The 19,336-nt window shown below is 69.5% G+C and carries 15 protein-coding genes and 1 pseudogene; 4 read left to right on the top strand and 12 right to left on the bottom strand.

Annotated elements, in window-relative coordinates; translation table 11 throughout:
* The 6 genes and pseudogenes from ASF45_RS35115 to ASF45_RS08480 form a co-directional block, all read right to left on the bottom strand.
* A pseudogene (locus ASF45_RS35115) lies at positions 1–128 on the bottom strand (two-component system response regulator); the annotation flags it as partial.
* Between the two features lie 18 nt (positions 129–146).
* Positions 147–1,481, bottom strand: coding sequence for a glycerate kinase (locus ASF45_RS08500; protein ID WP_056659943.1), 1,335 nt, complete (start codon positions 1,479–1,481; stop codon positions 147–149).
* A 40-nt stretch (positions 1,482–1,521) separates the two neighbouring features.
* On the bottom strand, positions 1,522–2,487 hold the full coding sequence (locus ASF45_RS08495) for a tripartite tricarboxylate transporter substrate binding protein (RefSeq protein ID WP_056659940.1): 966 nt from the start codon (positions 2,485–2,487) through the stop codon (positions 1,522–1,524).
* 107 nt (positions 2,488–2,594) lie between these two features.
* Positions 2,595–3,491 (bottom strand): LysR substrate-binding domain-containing protein, encoded by an 897-nt coding sequence (locus ASF45_RS08490; protein ID WP_056659937.1) that lies wholly within the window; start codon positions 3,489–3,491, stop codon positions 2,595–2,597.
* Positions 3,492–3,724: 233 nt separating this feature from the next.
* Positions 3,725–4,231 (bottom strand): DUF1993 family protein, encoded by a 507-nt coding sequence (locus ASF45_RS08485; protein WP_056659934.1) that lies wholly within the window; start codon positions 4,229–4,231, stop codon positions 3,725–3,727.
* A 65-nt stretch (positions 4,232–4,296) separates the two neighbouring features.
* A complete protein-coding gene (locus ASF45_RS08480) occupies positions 4,297–5,502 on the bottom strand; it encodes a urate hydroxylase PuuD (RefSeq protein ID WP_056659931.1) in 1,206 nt (401 codons plus the stop codon).
* 277 nt (positions 5,503–5,779) lie between these two features.
* On the opposite strand from ASF45_RS08480, the gene ASF45_RS08475 reads away from it, so the two are divergent.
* The gene (locus tag ASF45_RS08475; RefSeq protein ID WP_056659928.1) at positions 5,780–6,319 is read left to right on the top strand and encodes a hypothetical protein; all 540 of its coding nucleotides are present in this window, start codon (positions 5,780–5,782) and stop codon (positions 6,317–6,319) included.
* 63 nt (positions 6,320–6,382) lie between these two features.
* On the top strand, positions 6,383–7,057 hold the full coding sequence (locus tag ASF45_RS08470; RefSeq protein ID WP_056659925.1) for a GntR family transcriptional regulator: 675 nt from the start codon (positions 6,383–6,385) through the stop codon (positions 7,055–7,057).
* A 19-nt stretch (positions 7,058–7,076) separates the two neighbouring features.
* Here the strand turns inward: ASF45_RS08470 and guaD are convergent, their stop codons facing one another.
* Genes guaD through xdhA form a run of 5 tightly spaced genes read right to left on the bottom strand, consistent with a single transcriptional unit; the run spans position 7,077 to position 14,767 of the window.
* A complete protein-coding gene (gene guaD / locus ASF45_RS08465) occupies positions 7,077–8,363 on the bottom strand; it encodes a guanine deaminase (RefSeq protein WP_056659922.1) in 1,287 nt (428 codons plus the stop codon).
* Positions 8,364–8,368: 5 nt separating this feature from the next.
* Positions 8,369–9,670 carry an NCS2 family permease gene (locus ASF45_RS08460; RefSeq protein ID WP_056659919.1) on the bottom strand — a complete coding sequence of 434 codons (1,302 nt, stop codon included), beginning with the start codon at positions 9,668–9,670 and terminating at the stop codon, positions 8,369–8,371.
* Between the two features lie 45 nt (positions 9,671–9,715).
* Positions 9,716–10,720, bottom strand: a complete 1,005-nt coding sequence (locus ASF45_RS08455) for a LysR family transcriptional regulator (protein WP_082550899.1) — start codon at positions 10,718–10,720, stop codon at positions 9,716–9,718.
* A gap of 23 nt (positions 10,721–10,743) precedes the next feature.
* Positions 10,744–13,173: a xanthine dehydrogenase molybdopterin binding subunit gene (xdhB, locus tag ASF45_RS08450; RefSeq protein WP_056659916.1), complete on the bottom strand. Its 2,430-nt coding sequence runs from the start codon at positions 13,171–13,173 to the stop codon at positions 10,744–10,746.
* A gap of 19 nt (positions 13,174–13,192) precedes the next feature.
* Positions 13,193–14,767, bottom strand: a complete 1,575-nt coding sequence (xdhA, locus tag ASF45_RS08445; RefSeq protein WP_156472906.1) for a xanthine dehydrogenase small subunit — start codon at positions 14,765–14,767, stop codon at positions 13,193–13,195.
* Positions 14,768–14,974: 207 nt separating this feature from the next.
* Between xdhA and ASF45_RS08440 the strand changes: the two genes are divergently transcribed.
* Positions 14,975–15,910 carry a class I SAM-dependent methyltransferase gene (locus tag ASF45_RS08440; protein WP_056659913.1) on the top strand — a complete coding sequence of 312 codons (936 nt, stop codon included), beginning with the start codon at positions 14,975–14,977 and terminating at the stop codon, positions 15,908–15,910.
* Here ASF45_RS08440 and xdhC read toward each other — a convergent pair.
* A complete protein-coding gene (gene xdhC / locus ASF45_RS08435; protein ID WP_056659961.1) occupies positions 15,889–16,758 on the bottom strand; it encodes a xanthine dehydrogenase accessory protein XdhC in 870 nt (289 codons plus the stop codon). The two genes, ASF45_RS08440 and xdhC, sit on opposite strands and share 22 nt — an antisense overlap.
* Before the next feature lie 181 nt (positions 16,759–16,939).
* Between xdhC and ASF45_RS08430 the strand changes: the two genes are divergently transcribed.
* Positions 16,940–19,237: an NADP-dependent malic enzyme gene (locus tag ASF45_RS08430; protein WP_056659910.1), complete on the top strand. Its 2,298-nt coding sequence runs from the start codon at positions 16,940–16,942 to the stop codon at positions 19,235–19,237.
* Positions 19,238–19,336 lie beyond the last annotated feature (99 nt).

The raw sequence follows: 19,336 nt of genomic DNA, 5'->3' as shown, positions 1-19,336 counted from the left end.
TCGCCGTGGTTGGCCACCTTGACCTTGTACAGGTCCTTGAGCAGCGCGCTCATGAGCGAGAGGTTGTCCGGCGTGTCGTCCACCACCAGCACGGTGGGCTTGATCAGCCCGGGGGAAGCAGCATCCATGGATCGTCCAGCAAGCGCCTACAAAACCAGCAAGGCGCGGAAGTCGTTGACATTGGTGTGCGTGGGCCCGGTCATGACCAGGTCGCCCAGCGCGTCGAAGTAGCCATAGGCGTCGTTGCGGTCGAGGTAAGCCGCCACCTTGAGGCCGGCAGCCTCGGCGCGCGCCAAGGTGTCGGGTCGCACGCTGGCACCGGCGTTGTCTTCCACGCCGTCGATGCCGTCGGTGTCGGCCGCCAGTGCGAACACCCCCGGCTGCCCCTGCAAGGCCTGGGCCAGGCCCAGGCAGAACTCGCCGGCGCGCCCGCCCCGGCCGCGCGGCGTGCCCTCGGGCTGGCGCCGCATGGTGACCGTGGTCTCGCCACCCGACAGGATCACGCAGGGCCGCGCGAACGGCTGGCCGCGCTGCGCCACGGCGCGCGCCAGCGCCGCGTGCACCTTGCCGACCTCGCGCGACTCGCCCTCGATCTCGTCGGACAGGATGTGCGGTGTGATGCCGGCCGCGCGCGCGGCTGCGGCCGCGGCCTCCAGCGACTGCTGCGGCGTGGCGATCATGCGCACGGCATGGCCCTCGAAGCGCGCGTCGCCGGACTTGGGGGTCTCCAGTGCACCAGAGCGCAGCGCTGTGTCGATCACCGCAGGCACCGCGATGCCATAGCGCGCGAGGATCGCCAGCGCATCGGCGCAGGTCGTCGTGTCGGGCACGGTCGGGCCGCTGCCGATGACCGACGGATCATCGCCCGGCACATCGCTGATGGTGAGCGTGAGCACCTGGGCCGGTGCGCAGGCAGCCGCCAGCCGGCCGCCCTTGATGCGCGACAGGTGCTTGCGCACGCAGTTCATCTCGTGGATGCCAGCGCCCGAGGCCAGCAGTTCGCGGTTGATGCGCTGCTTGTCTTCCAAGGTCAATCCATCGGCCGGCAAGGTCAGCAGCGCCGAGGCGCCGCCAGACATCAGGCACAGCACCAGGTCGTCGGCCGTGAGGCCTTCGGTCAGCGCCAGCATGCGCTGCGCAGCCGCGAGGCCGGCCGCATCCGGCACGGGATGCGCGGCCTCCACGACCTCGATGCGCTGCGCCAGGCCCGCGGGCCGCGGCGGAATGTGGTGGTAACGCGTGACGACCAGGCCTTCCAGCGGCGCATCGGCCGGCCACAGGGCTTCCAGCGCCTGCGCCATGGCGCCGCCGGCCTTGCCCGCGCCCAGCACCAGCGTGCGGCCGCGCGGCGGCGGAGGCAGGTGCGCGGCCATGCTGTGCAGCGGCAAGGCGCGCTCCACCGCGGCACGGTACAGGTGCAGCAGGAAGTCGCGCGGTGCCTGCACGGGATCGGGGGCGGTGGAAGCGGTGGTGGCGGTCATCGGCGGGGGTCTCCGCCGCGCATTGTGCCGCCCCGGCCGGCTACTTTCTGCCCAGGCCCAGCCGCAGTGCGCTTTCGGTGTAGAGCCGCGTCTTGTCCTGCATGAAGGACGGCATCTGCTCGCTGCCGACCTGCACCAGCTCCAGGCCGTTGCGGGCCGCCAGTTCCTTCATCTCGGGGTCCTGGTTGATGGCAGCCCAAAGTTCCGCGAGCCGCTTGCGCGCCTCCGGTGGCGTGGACCTGGGCACGCCGATGCCGCGGTAGGCGCCATCGACCCAGTCCACGCCCAGTTCGCGAAAAGTGGGCACATCGGGCAGCAGCGGATGGCGCTGCTCCATGGCCACGGCCAGACCGCGCACCTTGCCCTTGTTGTTGATGGTCCAGGCCGTGTAGGTCATGGCACCGCCGATCTGCGCGCCGAGCAGCGCGACCGACATGTCGCCGGTGCCCTTGTAGGGGATGTAGGTGGTCTTCACACCGAAGGCCGCGTTCATGCGTTCGTGCGCCGCGTGGTTGGCCGAGTTCAGACCCGAGCCGCCCAGGCTCAGCTTGCCGGGATCGACCTTGGCCGCCTGCACGAAGTCGGCGAAGGTCTTGATCGGGCTCTGCTCTGGCACGACCAGGATGTCGGGCGTGTAGTGGAACCAGAACACCGGCGTGATGTCCTCGGTCTTGTACTGCACCTGTCCCTCGAGGGGCTGGAACACGATGTGCGGCAGATTGATGCCCACGATGTTGAGGCCGTCGCCAGGCATCTGGTTCATCTGGCCCCAGAGCAGGCCGCCGCCAGCGCCCGGCTTGTACTGCACGATGGTGTCGATGGCCGGACAGCGCTTCTTGAGCACGACCTGCTGGTGCCGCGCCGCCAGATCGGTCTCGCCGCCAGGCGGGAAGGCCAGCCAGTACAGCAGGTTCTTGTCCGGACAGCCGGAAGCCTGTGCCAGGCTGGCGGATGCGAACAGGGCACAGGCCAGGGCGGCCGCCCCGGATTTCCAGCATGCGTGCATGTCGTGTCTCCTTGGTGTTGGTGGATCGACCGGCGAGGGTCGGTGCCCACTCTAGTGCCCAGGAGCCCCCGGCCACAGTGGCAACAACCCGGCACACTGGCCCGGCGCTACCCCACCGCCGCACCGGCGGCCTGCAGCCAGGCACAGAAGGCCTGGGCGTGCGCATCGTCGGCCGCGCGCGGCGAGCGGATCCAGTAGAAATCCTTCTCGTGCAGCAGCAGGCCGGGGAACGGCGCCACCAGCAGGCCACCGGCCAGCGCGTCGGCCACCAGTTCGGGGCTGCCCAGCGCCACGCCCAGGCCTTGCGCGGCGGCCTGCACCGCCAGGTGGGCGTGGTCGAACACCAGCTCGCCGGCTGGCCGCAGCTTGTCCGCGCCGGCCAACGCCAGCCACTGGCGCCACAGCTGCGGCGTGGAACGGCTGTGCAGCAGCGTGTGCCGGCGCAGGTCTGCGGGGCGCGCCAATGCCCCTGAGCGCACCAGCCAGTCGCGGCTGCACACCGGCGTGACCGCATCCGGCAGAAAGCGGCCGACCGCCACGCCGCGCCAGGCTGGCCGGGCCTGCAAGGCCGCCAGCTCAGCGGTGGACAGGCAGCGCAGCGAGACCTCGAAGGCTGCGGGATCGAAGTCGAGCACGCTGGCCGTGGTGACGAGTTGCACGTCCACATCCGGCACCTGCGCGCAAAAGCGCGGCAGTTGCGCAATGAGCCATTGCGCGGTCAGCGTGGGCAGCGCATTGACGGTCAGGCGCGCACGGTGCGCCTGTCGCTCGATGCCGGCCGTGGCCTGCGCCAGCACGTCGAAGGCGGTGCTGAGGCTGGGCAGATAGGCCGCGCCCTGCGCCGTGAGCGCCAGCCGGCGGCCCTCGCGCGTGACCAGGGACACGCCCAGCCAGGCCTCCAGCTGCTTGATCTGGTGGCTCACGGCGCTTTGCGTGACATGCAGTTCCTCGGCGGCACGCGTCACGCTGCCCAGCCGCGCGGCGGCCTCGAACGCACGCAGCATGTTCAGCGAAGGCAGGCGCCGCGGGGCGATCGCCGACCCATGAGATGAGCTCATGGTTGAAGCAAAAAAGCTCGATGGTCGGGCACGCGATGTCTCCCTAGCATTCCGGCCATGCTGGAACGCACAATTGTAGAAAATCTCATCGCTTGCCGGACCTTGGCAGGCCAGGCGGGGCTGCCGCTGCGCCAGCGGCCGGACGCCCCGTTCGTGCCGCCACCGGCGACTGCGGCACCTCAGACCTGGCCGAGAAAGTCCCGCTTGCCGATCGCCACGCCCTGGTGGCGCAGGATGGCGTAGGCCGTGGTCACGTGGAAGAAGAAGTTGGGCAGCACGAAGCCCAGCAGATAGGGCTGGCCTTCGAACGGCATTTCACGGCCGCCGACCTTGAGCACGATGGACTTGCCCTCGCTGCCGTCGATCTGCGCGGGTTGCACCGTGGCCAGGAACTCCAGCGTCCTGGCGATGCGGGCCTGCAGCTCCTCGAACGTGGCCTCGTTGTCCTCAAAGCGCGGCGGCGCGACGCCGGCGAGCCGTGCGGCGCCGAACTTGGCGGCATCGCTGGCGCTTTGCACCTGGCCGGCCAGCGTGAACATGTCGGGCGCCAGCCGCGCCTGCACCAGCGTGGCCGGGTCGGCACCCTGGGCCTGCACATGGGCCAATCCCTTGTGCAGCAACTGCGACAGCACGCCGAGCTGGCGCTGGAACACCGGCACCGAGGCCTGGTACATCGAAAGGGGCATGGGACGTCTCGCTCCGGACTGGGGGAGCGCGACGATACGCCAAAGCCCGCCGGCGCGCTGGCGGCTCAGTTGGTCTTGGCACCTTCCTGGAACCAGCGGCCGATCAGCGCGCGGTCGGCCTCGGTCATGCCGGTGGCGTTGCCCATGGGCATGATCTTGGTCACCGTGACCTGCTGGTAGATCGCCTGGGCGTTCTTGGCGATCAGCTCGGGCGAATCCAGCCGCACGTTCTTCATCTGCACCTGCGCACCGTGACAGGCCAGGCAGTGCTGCTGCACCAGCGGCTGCACCTGCGCGAAGCTCACGGCCGGCGCAGCGGCGGCTGCCTCGACGGGCGCGGCCGGCTGCGGCTTGAGCAGCACGATGACACCGACCAGAATCGCCACACCGACCAGCGCATACGGCAGCGGATGCGAGGCCCGTCCCAGCTTCCAGTGGTGGCGCATGACGAAGAACTGGCGGATCAGCGCACCGCCCAGCATGATCGCGACCAGCACCAGCCAGTTCTGCGGATGCGTGTAGGTGAAGCTGTAGTGCCCGCTCAGCATCGCGAACAGCACCGGCAGCGTGAAGTAGGTGTTGTGCACGCTGCGCTGCTTGCCGCGGATGCCATGGATCGGATCGACCGGCAGGCCGGCGCGCAGGTTGGCGACGTTCTTGCGCTGGCCCGGGATGATCCAGAAGAACACGTTGGCGCTCATCGTGGTGGCCAGCATGGCGCCGACCAGCAGGAACGCGGCGCGGCCGGCGAACCAGTGGCAGGCCAGCCAGGCCGCGAAGCAGATGAACACGAACAGCAGGAAGCCGACGATGGCGTCGCCGTTCTTGCGCTTGCCGAACACCTGGCAGATGGCGTCGTAGACCATCCAGAACACGACGAAGAAGGCCAGCGCCACGCCGATGGCAGCGCCGGGCGACCAGTCCATCTTGGACTTGTCGATCAAATAGGTGCTGGCGTTCCAGAGGTAGGAGACCGAGAACAGCGCGAAGCCGCTGAGCCAGGTGGAATAGCTCTCCCAGTACGACCAGTGCAGGTGGTCGGGCAGCTTCTTGGGGGAGACCGTGTACTTCTGCGCGTTGTAGAAGCCGCCGCCGTGCACGGCCCATTGTTCGCCGCCGACGCCCTTGTCCAGCGATTCTTGGTCCTTGGGCTTTTCGAGGCTGCTGTCCAGCATCACGAAGTAGAACGAAGCGCCGATCCAGGCGATCGCGGTGATGACGTGCAGCCAACGCAGCAGCAGGTTGGCCCAGTCCAGGTAATAGCTTTCCATCTCAAACCTCGGGGTGCGCGATGGCACCGTGGGGAAAGCTGCTCACCACTGCGGGCGCTCTGAGCAAGCGGGGGGCCGCGCTGAGGTGTCCGTGAACCGGGCACCGCGCCGCTGCGACCGGGCGGGATTTTAGGCAAAAAGAATCGAACATGTCATGGCTTTCTTGTGGTTGTCGTCGCGTGGCCACGCGCCCGGAAAACAGCAGCGGCGCAGCCACCGCGGTGGCGGGTTGGGGCTTCGGTAGACTCCGCCGCTGTTTCCAGCTTCGCGAGCCCCTATGCCCTTGTCCACCCTGCAGCGCCGTTTGTGGACGAGCGCCCTCGTCGGCGGTTCGGCCGCCCTGTTGATCGGCTGCGCGCCGCTGGGCCAGTCGCCGGGTGCATCGCCGGCCGCGCTGCCCGGAGCGCCCGATGGCAGCCGCCCCGACCCGTCGGGCAGCGCGCCCGGCCCCGCCAGCCGACCTGCCGCGCCGCGTGTGTCCAACGCCGGCACGCCGCGCGAGTACCGCCAGGACGCGGCCACACACCTGTACGCGGCCAATGCCGAGCGCATCTACGCCGGCCGCTTGCCACCCAACCTGTACGCCATCGGCGTGCTGGAGGTCGAACTGGACCGCCAGGGGCAGGTGCAACGCCTGCACTGGATGCGCGCGCCCAACCATGCGCCCGAGGTGGTGCGCGAGATCGAGCGCACCGTGCGCGCCGCCGCACCGTTCCCGCTGCCGTCCCGGATGGGCCGCGTGCGCTATGTGGACACTTGGCTGTGGCACCGCAGCGGGCGCTTCCAGCTCGACACCTTGTCCGAAGGCCAGGATTGATCCAGGCGCGCTTACAAATGAAACATTCGTGTATACGAATACGAATGCAGCTATGATCGTGCAATGGACAACACCGGCACCAACACCACAACCATCGTCGACGCGCTCACCAAGGCCATCGTCGAACACCGACTGCATCCCGGCACCAAGTTGGCGGAGCAGAAACTGGCTGACCACTTCGGCGTCTCGCGCACCCTGGTGCGCCAAGCGCTGTTCCAGCTGTCGCAGAACCGACTGATCCGGCTCGAGCCCGCGCGCGGTGCCTTCGTCGCCGCGCCCTCGGTCAACGAGGCGCGCCAGGTCTTCGCGGTGCGCCGCATGCTGGAGGCCGAGATGACACGCGCCTTCGTGCGCGAGGCCACGCCGTCCCGCATCAAGTCGCTGCGCGAGCACCTGGCCCGTCAGAAGGCCGTGATCAAGGACAGCAAGGATGCCGCGCAGCGCATCGAACTGGCCGGCGACTTCCATTTGCAGATGGCGCGCCTGCTCGACAACGAGGTGCTGGTGCAGATGATGGTGGAGCTGCTGTCGCGCTGCTCGCTGATCACGCTGATGTACCAGAAGGACACCGGCCCGGAGTTCGCCGACGACGAGCACGAGACCCTGCTCGACGCGATCTCCGCACGCGAGGAAGACCGTGCCGTGCAGCTGATGGACCAGCACCTGCAGCGGCTGGAGTCCTCGCTGACCTTCGACCGCAAGATCCCCAGCAACGACATCTCGATGGCGCTGGCCTGACGGCCCGAGGGGCCGCCTCTCAGGCGGTGACGACATGCTCCACCAGCCGGTCGTCACCCAGCACGATCAGCGCGAACAGCAACTCCTCCAGGCTGTCGGCCAGCGCGGTCTTGCGGGCCATCAGTGGCGTGGCCGCGGGATGGAGCACCACGAAATCCGCTTCGGTGCCGACCTGCAGCGTGCCCACCACGCCCTGCAACCCCAAGGCCTGCGCCGCACCGCCAGTGTGGTTCCACCACAGCCGCGAGGGCGCCAGGCTGAGGCCGGGCTTGGTCTGGCCCTCGCGCCCCACGTAGTAGGCCGCCAGCATGGTGTGGAAGGGGCTGAAGCTGGTGCCACCACCGACGTCGCTGGCCAGGCCATGGCGCATGCCGATGCGGTCTGCGCCCTGGTAGTCGAAGAAGCCGCTGCCCAGGAACAGGTTGCTGGTCGGGCTCACGGCCGCAGCCGTCCCGGTCTCGCGCATCAGCGCGCGGTCGGCGTCGTCGAAGTGGATGCAATGCGCATAGACCGCGCGCTCGCGCATCAGGCCGAAGCCAGTGTAGACGTCCAGGTACGAGCGCGCCTTGGGAAACAGTTCGCGCGCCCACTGCACCTCGTCCTTGTTCTCGGCCACGTGCGAATGGATCCAGGTGTCGGGGTACCGGGCCGCCAGCTCGCCGGCACCGCGCAGCTGGGCGTCGGTGCTGGTCGGCGCGAAGCGCGGCGTGATCGCGTAGCCGAGCCGCCCCTGGTTGTGCCATCGGTGGATCAACGCCTCGGTGTCGATGAGGCTTTGCTCCGTCTCGTCGCGCACGCCGTCGGGCGAGTGCCGGTCCTGCAGCACCTTGCCGCCCATCATGCGCAAGCCGCGGCGCTGCGCCTCGCCGAAGAAGGCATCGACGGAGGTGGGGTGCGAGGTGCAGAAGGTCAGCGCCGTGGTCACGCCGTTGCGCCGCAGTTCGTCGAAGAAAAAGCCTGCGACCTCGCCCGCATGCGCAGCGTCGGCGAAGCGCGTCTCGGCCGGAAAGGTGTAGTTCTCCAGCCAGGGCAACAGGCCCTCGGCTGGCGCGCCGATGATGTCGGTCTGCGGGAAATGCACATGCATGTCCAGAAAGCCGGGCGCGATGATGCGGTCGGGCCAGTACGTGAGCGGCACCTGCGCATGGCGCGCGATGAGCTCACGGTACGGGCCGGCATCGCGCACGCGCTGCACGCCGTCGGCATCCAGGCCGACGACCAGCAGGCCGTCCTCCTCGAACAGGGCTTCGCCCTGGGGCGAGAAGCGCAGCAGGCGCGCGCGGTAGGCTTTCGTGGACGCAGTCATGTGGCTCAGTGGCCTCCGATGTAGATGAACTTGAACAGGAACACGCCGCCGATGACCCAGACCATCCAGTGCACCTCCCGCACCTTGCCGGTGAACAGCTTGAGCGCCGCATAGGTGATGAAGCCGAAGGCCAGGCCGTTGGCGATGGAATAGGTGAAGGGCATGGTCAGCGCCGTCACGGCGGCCGGGATCACCTCGGTGGTGTCGTCCCAGTCGAGTTCGGTGAGGTCGCGCAGCATCAGGCAGGCGACGAAGAACAGCGCCGGTGCCGTGGCGTAGGCCGGCACCACGCCGGCCAGCGGCGCGATGAACAAACAGGCCAGGAACAGCACGGCCACGGTGAGCGCCGTGAGGCCGGTGCGGCCACCGGCCTGCACGCCGGCCGCGCTCTCCACATAGGCCGTGGTGCTGGAGGTGCCCAGCAGCGAGCCCGCGAAGATGGCGCCACTGTCGGCCAACAGCGACTTGTTGAGGCGGTCCATCTTGCCCGGCACCAAGAGGCCGGCGCGCTTGGCCACGCCCATCAGCGTGCCGGTGGCGTCGAACAGCTCGACCAGGAAGAACACCATGACCACGTTGAGCAGGCCACCCGTCAACGCGCCCTTGATGTCCAGCTGCAGGAAGGTCGGCGCGATCGAGGGCGGTGCCGAGAAGACGCCGCGGAACTGGTTGCCGCCGAAGAAGAACGAGGCGATGGTCACGGCCACGATGCCGATCAGGATGGCCCCAGGCACCTTGAGCTTGTCCAGCACCACGATCAACACGAAGCCCAGCACGGCCAGCACCACAGGCGCCGTGTGCAGGTCGCCCAGCGTCACGAAGGTGGCCGGCGAAGCCGCCACGATGCCTGCGCTCTTGAGCGCGATCAGCGCCAGGAACAACCCGATGCCCACCGTGATCGCATAGCGCAGCGACAGCGGGATGCCGCGGATGATGAGCCCGCGCAGGCCGAACAGCGTGACCAGCAGGAACAGGCAGCCCGAAACGAACACGGCCCCGAGTGCGGCCTGCCAGGTGAAACCCATCTTGAGCACGACCACGTAGGCGAAGTAGGCGTTCAGCCCCATGCCCGGCGCCAGCGCGATCGGGTAGTTGGCGTACAGGCCCATGATGGTGGTGCCCAGTGCCGCGATCAGGCAAGTGGCGACGAACACCGCGTCCTTGGGCATGCCGGCATCGCCCAGGATCGAGGGGTTGACGAAGATGATGTAGGCCATCGTCAGGAAGGTGGTGAGGCCGGCCATCAGCTCGGTGCGCACCGTGGTCTCGTGTTCTTTCAGCTTGAACACGCGTTCTGTCCAGTTCATGGGGTCTCCGCTCCGTTGGAAATGTTGTGTGTGTGTGTGTGAAATTCAGCGGTCGCTGGACGTGCGCAGCGCGGCGGCAACGTCCTTGGTGCGTTCGCGCAGCCAGCGTGCGGCGATCGAACTGTGGCTGCGTGCGTGCCACAGCTGGTAGTACAGCAGGCGCGGCAGGCCGGCCGGACATTCGAGGATGGTCAGCGGCAGCCGCTCGGCCACGCGCTCGCAGTACTGGCGGCCGGTGGTCAGCACCAGCAGGCTGTTGGCCACCATGTCGGGAATCAGGCCGAAGTAGGCGCAGCGCGCCACCACGTTGCGCCGATGCCCCTGGCGGTCCAGCATCTGGTCGATGATGCCGCGCGCACCCGGGTGCGTGGGCATGGGCGCGATGTGCTCGGCCGCCAGCCAGGTGTCCAGGTCCCAGCCGCGCCGGGCGGCGGGATGGTCGCGGCTGACCATGGACACCACCTCGTCGCCGAGCAGCCGCGCCATGTGCAGGTCCTCGGGCGGCTCCATCCAGTTGCCGATCACGAGGTCCACATCGCCCTGGGCCAGATGCGCCTGGTAGTCGGAATCGGACGACAGCGGGTGGATCTCGATCTGCACGCCGGGCGCCTGGCGCTTGATGTCGGCCACCAGCGTGGGCAGGAACAGCGGGTCCAGGTAATCGCTGGCGGCGATGCGGAAGGTGTCGGTGGCGGTCTGCGGATCGAAGCTGCGCGCATCGGCGAACAGCATCTCGGCCGCACGCAGGATGCTGGCCGCCGGCTCCACCATGCGCAGCGCGGCATCGGTGGGCACCATGCGCCCGCCGGTGCGCACCAGCAGCGGATCGCCGGACAGCACGCGCAGCCGCTTGAGCGCGGCCGACACCGCCGGCTGGTGCATGCCCAGCCGGATCGCCGCACGCGACACGCTGCGCTCGGTCAGCACCACGTGCAGCACGCGGATCAGGTGCAGGTCGATGCGGTCGAACAGCGCCTGGCCGGGCGCGGATGCGCTCTTGGCCGTGGCACCGGATGCAACGGTCCTCTGGATCGGGACGACATTGGCCATGGCCTGCTCCGGTGGGCCACGCGTCAGCCGGCCTGCACCGCACTGAGCGCACGCAGGATGGATTCGCCGGTGGCGGGTGCCGTCAGCGGCGGGTCCACGCGGTGGTCGCCCGCGGCCGAGACCGCATCGCGGATCGCGAAGAACACCGAGAACGGCAACAGCAGCGGCGGCTCGCCCACGGCCTTGCTGCGGTGGATGGAGTCCTCCACGTTCGCGCGGTCGAACAGCCGCACGTTGAACACGGGCGGGCAGTCGTTGGCCGTGGGGATCTTGTAGGTGCTGGGCGCGTGCGTGGTCAGCTTGCCGCTCTCGGGATGCCAGACCAGCTCCTCGGTCGTGAGCCAGCCCATGCCCTGGATGAAGGCGCCTTCCACCTGGCCGATGTCCACCGCCGGGTTCAGCGACGTGCCAGCGTCCTGCAGGATGTCGGCGCGCAGCAGCTTCCACTCGCCCGTGAGCGTGTCGATGACGACCTCGCTGACGGCTGCGCCGTACGCGAAGTAGTAGAACGGCCGGCCGGTCATGGTCTCGCGGTCCCAGGACAGGCCGGGCGTGGCGTAGAAGCCGTCGGACCACAGCTGCACGCGGTCCAGGTAGGCCTCGCCCACCAGCACGTCGAAACCGAGCTCGCGGCCATTCACGAAGACCTTGTCGTTGGCAAAGCGCACCTGCTCGGCGGTGCCGCCATGGCGCGCGGCGGCGCAGGCGGCCAGGCGCTCGCGGATCTGGCGCGCCGCGTCCTGCGCGGCCTTGCCGTTCAGGTCGGCGCCGGTCGATGCCGCTGTGGCCGAGGTGTTGGCCACCTTGGTGGTGTCGGTGGCCGTGGCGCGTACGCGTTCGAAGGCCACGCCCAACTCGTGCGCGACGACCTGGCAGACCTTGGTGTTCAGGCCCTGGCCCATCTCGGTGCCGCCATGGTTCACGAGGATGGAACCGTCGGTGTAGACATGGACCAGCGCACCGGCCTGGTTGAAGTGCTTGACGTTGAAGCTGATGCCGAACTTGAGCGGCGTCAGCGCCAGCCCGCGCTTGAGCACCGGGCTCGTGGCATTGAAGGCCGCCACGGCCGCGCGGCGCGCGGCGTAGTCGCTGCTGGCTTCCAACTGGCCGACCAGGTCTTCCAGGATGTTGTCCTGCACCGTCTGCTGGTAGGGCGTGACATTGCGCTCTTTGACGCCGTAGAAGTTGGCGCGGCGCACGGCCAGCGGGTCGCGGCCGAGCCGGCGCGCGATGCTGTCCAGGATGTTCTCGATGGCGATGGCGCCCTGCGGACCGCCGAAGCCGCGGAAGGCGGTGTTGCTCTGCGTGTTGGTGCGGCCCGAGTAGCCGTGCATGGCCACCTCGGGCAGCCAGTAGGCGTTGTCGAAGTGGCACAGCGCGCGCGTCATCACGGGCGCCGACAGGTCGGCCGAATGGCCGGCGCGCGAGACCATGCTGATCTCCGCGCCCAGGATGCGGCCTTCGTCGTCGTAGCCGATGTCGTACTCGTACCAGAAGCAGTGGCGCCGGCCCGTGACCATGAAGTCGTCGTCGCGGTCCAGCCGCAGCTTGACCGGCTTGCGCAGCGCGCGCGTCGCCACCGCCGCAACGCAGGCGAACAGGCCCGACTGCGATTCCTTGCCGCCGAAGCCGCCGCCCATGCGCCGGCACTCCACGTGCACGGCATGGGCCGGCAGGTGCAGCGCATGCGCCACCAGGTGCTGCATCTCGCTCGGGTGCTGGGTGGAGCAGTGCACGTGCACGGCCCCGCCCTCCTTCGGGATCGCGTAGCTGATCTGGCCTTCCAGGTAGAACTGCTCCTGGCCGCCCACGTCCAGGCTGTCGGTGAGACGGTGCGGCGCGGCCGCGATGGCGTCGCGGATGCCCTCGGCATTGCGGCCGCTCGTGCTGCGCACCAGGTGCATGGGCGGCACCACGTAGTGGCCGCCGGCATGGGCGTCGCGCGGCGTCAGCACCGGCTTGGCCGGCTCGACCTGCAGCACCTTCTTGGCCAATGCCGCGGCACGGCGTGCGGCGTCACGCGTGGTGGCCACTACGGCGAACACGGGCTGGCCCAGGTAGCGGATCTCGCCATCGCACAGGATGGGGTCGTCGTGCACGATGGAGCCGCAGTCGTTCGTGCCCGGAATGTCGGCCGCCACCAGCACGCGCACCACGCCCGGCATGGCCTGCACGGCCGCCAGGTCGATGCCCAGCAGCCGGCCCGCCGCCACGGGCGACAGGCCCAGCGCGCAGTGCAAGGTGCCGGCCAGTTCGGGGATGTCGTCGATGTAGGTGGCGGCACCCGCCACATGCAGCGCAGCCGATTCGTGCGCGCGGCTGATGCCCACGCGGGCGCCGGCGTCCTGGGCGCGCGCCTCGGCCTGCGGATCGATGCGCGCGGCGGTGTTGTCCTGGTAGCTGGCGAAGGCCGTGGCCGGTCCCAGCAGATGCTCGGCAATGGGTTTGTTCATCGTGGACTCCTGGTCGCGCTCAAGCCATGGCGTGCGGCAGCACGCTGAAGACGCTGGTGGCACTGGCCGGCAGCGGGTCGCCGGGCCGGGTTTCCAGCCACAGGCGCTGCAGCAGGTTCTGGGCGACCTGCAGGCGGAAGGCCGCGCTCGCGCGCATGTCCGACAGCGGCTTGAAGTCCAGCGCCAGCGCCGCCTGCGCAGCCCGCACGGAGGCCTGGGTCCAGGGCTTGCCCAGCAGCGCGGCCTCGGCCTGGGCGGCCCGCTTGACGGTGGCGGCCATGCCGCCGTAGGCCAGGCGCACGCTGGCCACCGTGTCGCCGTCCAGTGCCACGGCCATGCCGGCGCACAGGGCCGAGATGTCGCAGTCGAAACGCTTGCTGATCTTGTAGCCGCGCACCTGGCGCGCGAAGGCGGCCAGTGGTACCGCCAGGCCCTGCACGAACTCGCCGGGCTCCAGCGCGTTCTTCATGTAGTCGAGGTAGAAGTCGGTGAGCGGCATGCGCCGCACGCGCGCGCCACGGCGCAGCTCGATCTCGGTGTCCAGCGCCATCAGGATGGGCGGCGCATCGCCGATCGGCGAACCGTTGGCCACGTTGCCGCCCATGGTGCCGGCATGGCGGATCGGCGGCGAGGCGAAGCGCAGCCAGACATCGGCCAAGGTCGGCGCACGCTGCACGAGGGCGCGCCAGGCCGACTCCAGCGACGCGCCGGCGCCGATGTAGAGCATGTCGCCGCGCTGCCCCACGCACTGGAGTTCGGACACGTTGCCCAGGTAGATCAGTTCGCCGACATCGCGGAACTGCTTGTTGACCCACAGCCCGATGTCGGTAGAGCCGGCCAGCAGGCGCGCCTGCGGCTTCGCCTCGCGCAGCGCGGCCAGTGCGTCCAGCGTGGTGGGCGCATGGAACTGGTCCAGCCGCTGGCCCTCGGGCAGTGCCTGGGGCGCGGCGTAGGTCAGGCCCTGGTCACGGCGCAGGCCCTGCAGCGCCTGCGCCACGGCCGCGCGGTCCAGCCGCACGGCCGGCAGATCGAACATGCGCTGGCCGGCGTCCAGGATCGGCCGGTAGCCGGTGCAGCGGCACAGGTTGCCCGAGAGGTCGTCGGCCAGTTGCTGGCGCGAAGGCCGGGTGCCAGCCTGCTGGTGCAGCTCGTAGCTCTGCCACAGCGACATCACGAAGCCCGGCGTGCAGAAGCCGCACTGCGAGCCGTGGCACTCCACCATGGCCTGCTGCACGGGGTGCAGCGGCTCGGCCTCGCCATGTGCCGGCGCGGCGCAGGCCCCTGCACACTGGGGCTGCAGGTCTTCCACCGTGAACAGCGCCTTGCCGTCCAGCGTGGGCAGGAACTGGATGCAGGCGTTGCGGCTTTCCAGCTGCAGCACGCCCTGTGCATCGAGTTCGCCGACGACCACCGTGCACGCGCCGCAATCGCCTTCGTTGCAGCCCTCCTTGGTGCCTGTACAGTGCGCGTCCTCGCGCAGCCAGTCCAGCACCGAGCGCGTGGTGCGCACGCCCTCGACCGCGACGACCTCGCCGCGGTGGTAGAAGCGGATCGGCTGGCTGGCGGCTTCCTGCGCGCTGTGGGGGCTGTTCATGTGCATGTTCGTGGGATGGTTTCGGCGGCGATCCTCGCTGGTCTCGCCCGGTACGGGATGGTCACGGTTCATACGCTTTGCGGCATACCAACATCACCATAGTGCATATGCGGAGCGCGTTATGAATGCCCCGGGTAAACCCGCAAGCGTCCGCAGCAACACTTGTGCCACCGCCGAAACCGGTCTGGCGCCCACCTTTTCACGACCATGCAAGCACTTCTCGAGGCCATCGCAGCGATGGCGCCCTGCACCGATGTCCAGCGCATCTTCCACGGCCGCGGCGGCCGCCACCCGGGCTGCGAGCACCTGGTACTCGACGCCTTTCCGCCCGTGCTGCTGCTGACCAGCTTCGCGCCCCTGCCGGAGCCCGAGGTGGCGGCCATCGGCGCGGCATTGGCCCAACGCTGGCACGCCATCGCGCCCGGGCAGCCGCTCAACTGGGTGCTGCAGACGCGGCCGTCCAGCGGCCCGGCCGAGACCCGGCTGATGGCCGGCAGCGTGCCCGATCCGCATGTGGTGACGGAGCAAGGCGTGCGCTACGGCGTGCACCTGCTGCGCGGGCAGAACCACGGCCTGTTTCCCGACATGGCCGCGGGCCGCGCCTGGGTGCGCCGCACCGTGGCGGCACACCCGCAGCCGCAGCGCATGCGCGTGCTGAACCTGTTCGCCTACACCTGTGCGTTCTCGGTCGTCGCGCGCCTGGCCGGCGCCGGCCAGGTGCTCAACATGGACATGAGCCGCGCCGCGCTGGCCACGGGTCAGCAGAACCACCAGCTCAACGGCGTGGCGGCCGGCGCCAGCTTCGCGGCGCACGACGTGTTCAGCAGCTGGGGCAAGATCAACCGCGGCGGCGCCTACGACCTCATCGTCGTCGACCCGCCCAGCTACCAGAAGGGCAGCTTCGTCGCGACCAAGGACTACGCGCGCGTGATGCGCCGGCTGCCCGACCTGCTGATGCCGGGCGGGCACGCCTTGCTGTGCCTGAACGCACCGGAACTGGGCGTGGACTTCCTGACCGGCCACATGGCCGAGCAGGCGCCGGACCTGCAGTTCGTGGAGCGTGTCGCCAACCCGCCGGCCTTCGCCGATGCCGACGAAGAGCGCAGCCTCAAGGTGCTGGCCTACCGCGCGCCGGCCGCCTGAAACGGGGCCGCGGCCGGCACGGCCTGGGGCGGCGCCAGCTGCAGCAGCTGCGCCGCCACGGCAACCGCGATCACCTCGGGCTCCTTGCCCGTGATGCCGGGCACGCCGATCGGGCAGGTGATGCGCGCGATCTCCCCGGGCGTGAAGCCGCGCGCCTCGAGCCGGTGCCGGAACGTGGCCCACTTGGTCTTGCTGCCGATCAGGCCCACGAACGGCAGGTCGCCGCGCGCGCGCAGGCGCTGCAGGCAGGCGATCACGATGTCCAGGTCCTCGGCGTGGCTGAAGCTCATGATCAGCACGCGCGACCCGGCGGGCAGTGTGGCGACGGCGTCCTGCACGGGCTCGCTGTGCTCGGTCTCGACCTGGGTTGGCAGGGCGGGCGGGAAGACCCCGTCGCGGCTGTCGATCCAGCGCACGGCATACGGCAGCCCGGCCAGCAGGCGCACGATCGCGCCGCCCACATGCCCGCCGCCGAACAGCGCCACCGGTGCCAGCCGGTCGGTCAGCGCGCTGCGCAGCGCCGGCGCGTCGGCCGTACCGATGCGCCGGTAGCGCAGGAACACCACGCCACCGCAGCACTGGCCCAGCGTGGGGCCGAGCGGATAGCGCACCACGGCGTTCTGGGCGACCGAGCCGGCCTGGCCCTGCAGCAGCGCGCGGGCGGCCGCGATGGCCTGGTACTCCAGCTGGCCGCCACCGACGGTGCCGGTCAGCGCGTTGCGCCAGACCGCCATCCAGGTGCCGGCTTCGCGCGGGGCCGAGCCCTGCGTGGCCTCGACCTGCACGAGCACGCCGTCCTCGCGGGCGAGGCGGTCCAGGCAGTCGTCGAGCGCGGAGAGCAGCGTCATGCGGGCCATTCTGCGCCGGCGCCGGCGCCGCAACATCATCCATTTCGTATAGGGGCAACTGGTAATTCCCTATAACGCCGCGCCGGAGGCACCACGCGCTTGGGGTAGGCTAGCGCCCCGCGTTGCGGCAGGACACCGGGCCTGCCGCCGCCGGCCAGCGTTACATACCGAGGAGTTCCCCGTGAGCAAAGAACTGTCCCCTGCCGAGCAGGCCCTGCGCGACGCCGCGCGTGACTACCACCGTTTCCCGAGCAAGGGCAAGATCTCGGTCACGCCCACCAAGCCGCTACTGAACCAGCGCGACCTCTCGCTGGCCTACTCGCCCGGTGTGGCCTACCCCTGCCTGGACATCGAGGCCGACCCGAGCCTGGCGGCCGAGTACACCTCGCGCGGCAACCTGGTCGGCGTGATCACCAACGGCACCGCCGTGCTCGGCCTGGGCGACATCGGCCCGCTGGCCTCCAAGCCGGTCATGGAAGGCAAGGGCTGCCTGTTCAAGAAGTTCGCCGGCGTCGACGTGTTCGACATCGAGCTGGCCGAGCGCGACCCCGACAAGATCGTCGAGATCGTCGCCGCGCTGGAGCCCACGCTGGGCGGCGTGAACCTGGAGGATATCAAGGCGCCGGAGTGCTTCTACATCGAGAAGAAGCTGCGCGAGCGCATGAACATCCCGGTGTTCCACGACGACCAGCACGGCACGGCCATCATCTCGGCCGCCGCGCTCATCAATGGCCTGGAGCTGGTGGGCAAGGACATCGGCAAGGTCAAGATCGCCGTGTCGGGCGCCGGGGCCGCGGCCATCGCCTGCCTGGACGTGATGGTCGGCCTGGGTGTCAAGCGCGAGAACGTCTACGCGGTCGACTCCAAGGGCGTGATCTACCAGGGCCGCCCGGGCGGCTTCGATGCCTCCAAGGCCGCCTACGCGCAGGACACCTCCGCCCGCACGCTGGCCGACGTGGTCGCCGGTGCCGACGTGTTCCTGGGTTGCTCGGCCGCGGGCGTGCTCACGCAGGACATGGTCAAGACCATGGCCGACAAGCCCATCATCCTGGCGCTGGCCAACCCCGAGCCCGAGATCCGGCCCGAGCTGGCCAAGGCCGTGCGGCCCGACGTGATCATCGCCACCGGCCGTTCGGACTACCCGAACCAGGTCAACAACGTGCTGTGTTTCCCCTACATCTTCCGCGGCGCGCTCGATTGCGGCGCGACCAAGATCACCGAGGAGATGAAGCTGGCCTGCGTGCGCGAGATCGCCGAGCTGGCCAAGGCCGACATCAGCGAGGAAGTGGCCACCGCCTACGCCGGCAAGGAACTCTCGTTCGGCCCGGACTACATCATCCCCACGCCGTTCGACTCGCGCCTGATCCTGCGCATCGCGCCGGCCGTGGCCAAGGCCGCCGCCGCCTCCGGCGTGGCCACGCGGCCCATCGAGGACCTCGAAGCCTACGCCCAGCACCTGCAGCGCTTCGTCTACCACACGGGCATGTTCATGCGCCCGGTGTTCACGGCCGCCAAGCTGGCGACCAAGAAGCGCGTGGCCTACGCCGAAGGCGAAGACGACCGCGTGCTGCGCGCGGCCCAGCTGGCGGTGGACGAAGGCCTGGCCCAGCCCATCCTGATCGGCCGCCCGGACATCATCGCCGCGCGCGTCAAGAAGGCCGGTCTGCACCTGCGCCCCGGCATCGACGCCGAGGTGGTCGACCCCGAGAACGACCCGCGCTTCCGCCAGTACTGGGAGGCCTACCACCAGCTGATGGGCCGGCGCGGCATCACGCCCGAGGCCGCCAAGGCCATGGTGCGCCGCTCCAACACCACCATTGCCGCGCTCATGGTCCACCTGGGCGATGCCGATGCCATGCTGTGCGGCCTGGTCGGCCGCTTCGACAGCCACCTGAAGATCCTGGACCAGCTGCTGGGCACGCAGAAGGGCGGCCCCGGCTTTGCCACCGTCAACGCGCTCACGCTGGACAAGTACACGCTGTTCGTGGCGGACACCAGCGTGCACGACGACCCCACGGCCGAGCAACTGGCCCACATCGCGCTGATGGCGGCCGAGGAGGTGCGCCGCTTCGGCCTGCCGCCCAAGGTGGCCTTTCTTTCGCACTCGAACTTCGGCACCTCCGAGCGCGCCTCGGCCCGCAAGATGCGCGAGGCCCGCGAGCTGTTCGCCCAGCTGGCGCCCGACATCGAGTCCGAAGGCGAGATGCACGGCGACTCGGCGCTGTCCGAGGAAGTGCGCCGCAGCACGCTGCCGGGCAGCACGATGACTGGCGAAGCCAACCTGTTGATCTGCCCCAACCTGGACGCGGCCAACATCCTGTTCAACGTGCTCAAGATGACGGGCGCCAACGGTGTGACGGTGGGCCCGATCCTGCTGGGCGCCGCCAAGCCCGCCCATGTGCTGACGCCGTCCGCCACAGTGCGCCGCGTGGTCAACATGACGGCGCTGGCGGTGGCCGACGCGAACATCGCCAAGTGACCGCTGCATAACGCACCACTTTCGCGCAGCACGCCCCACCATGGGACACCATGGTGGGGCGTTTTCATGGACGGGCTCGGGAGTCGCACCAATGGCGTG

It is taken from the genome of Pseudorhodoferax sp. Leaf265 (genome assembly GCF_001422365.1).
Taxonomy (GTDB): domain Bacteria; phylum Pseudomonadota; class Gammaproteobacteria; order Burkholderiales; family Burkholderiaceae_C; genus Pseudorhodoferax.
Note: the sequence above shows the minus strand (reverse complement) of the source record. Positions and strands in the feature narration are given on the sequence as shown.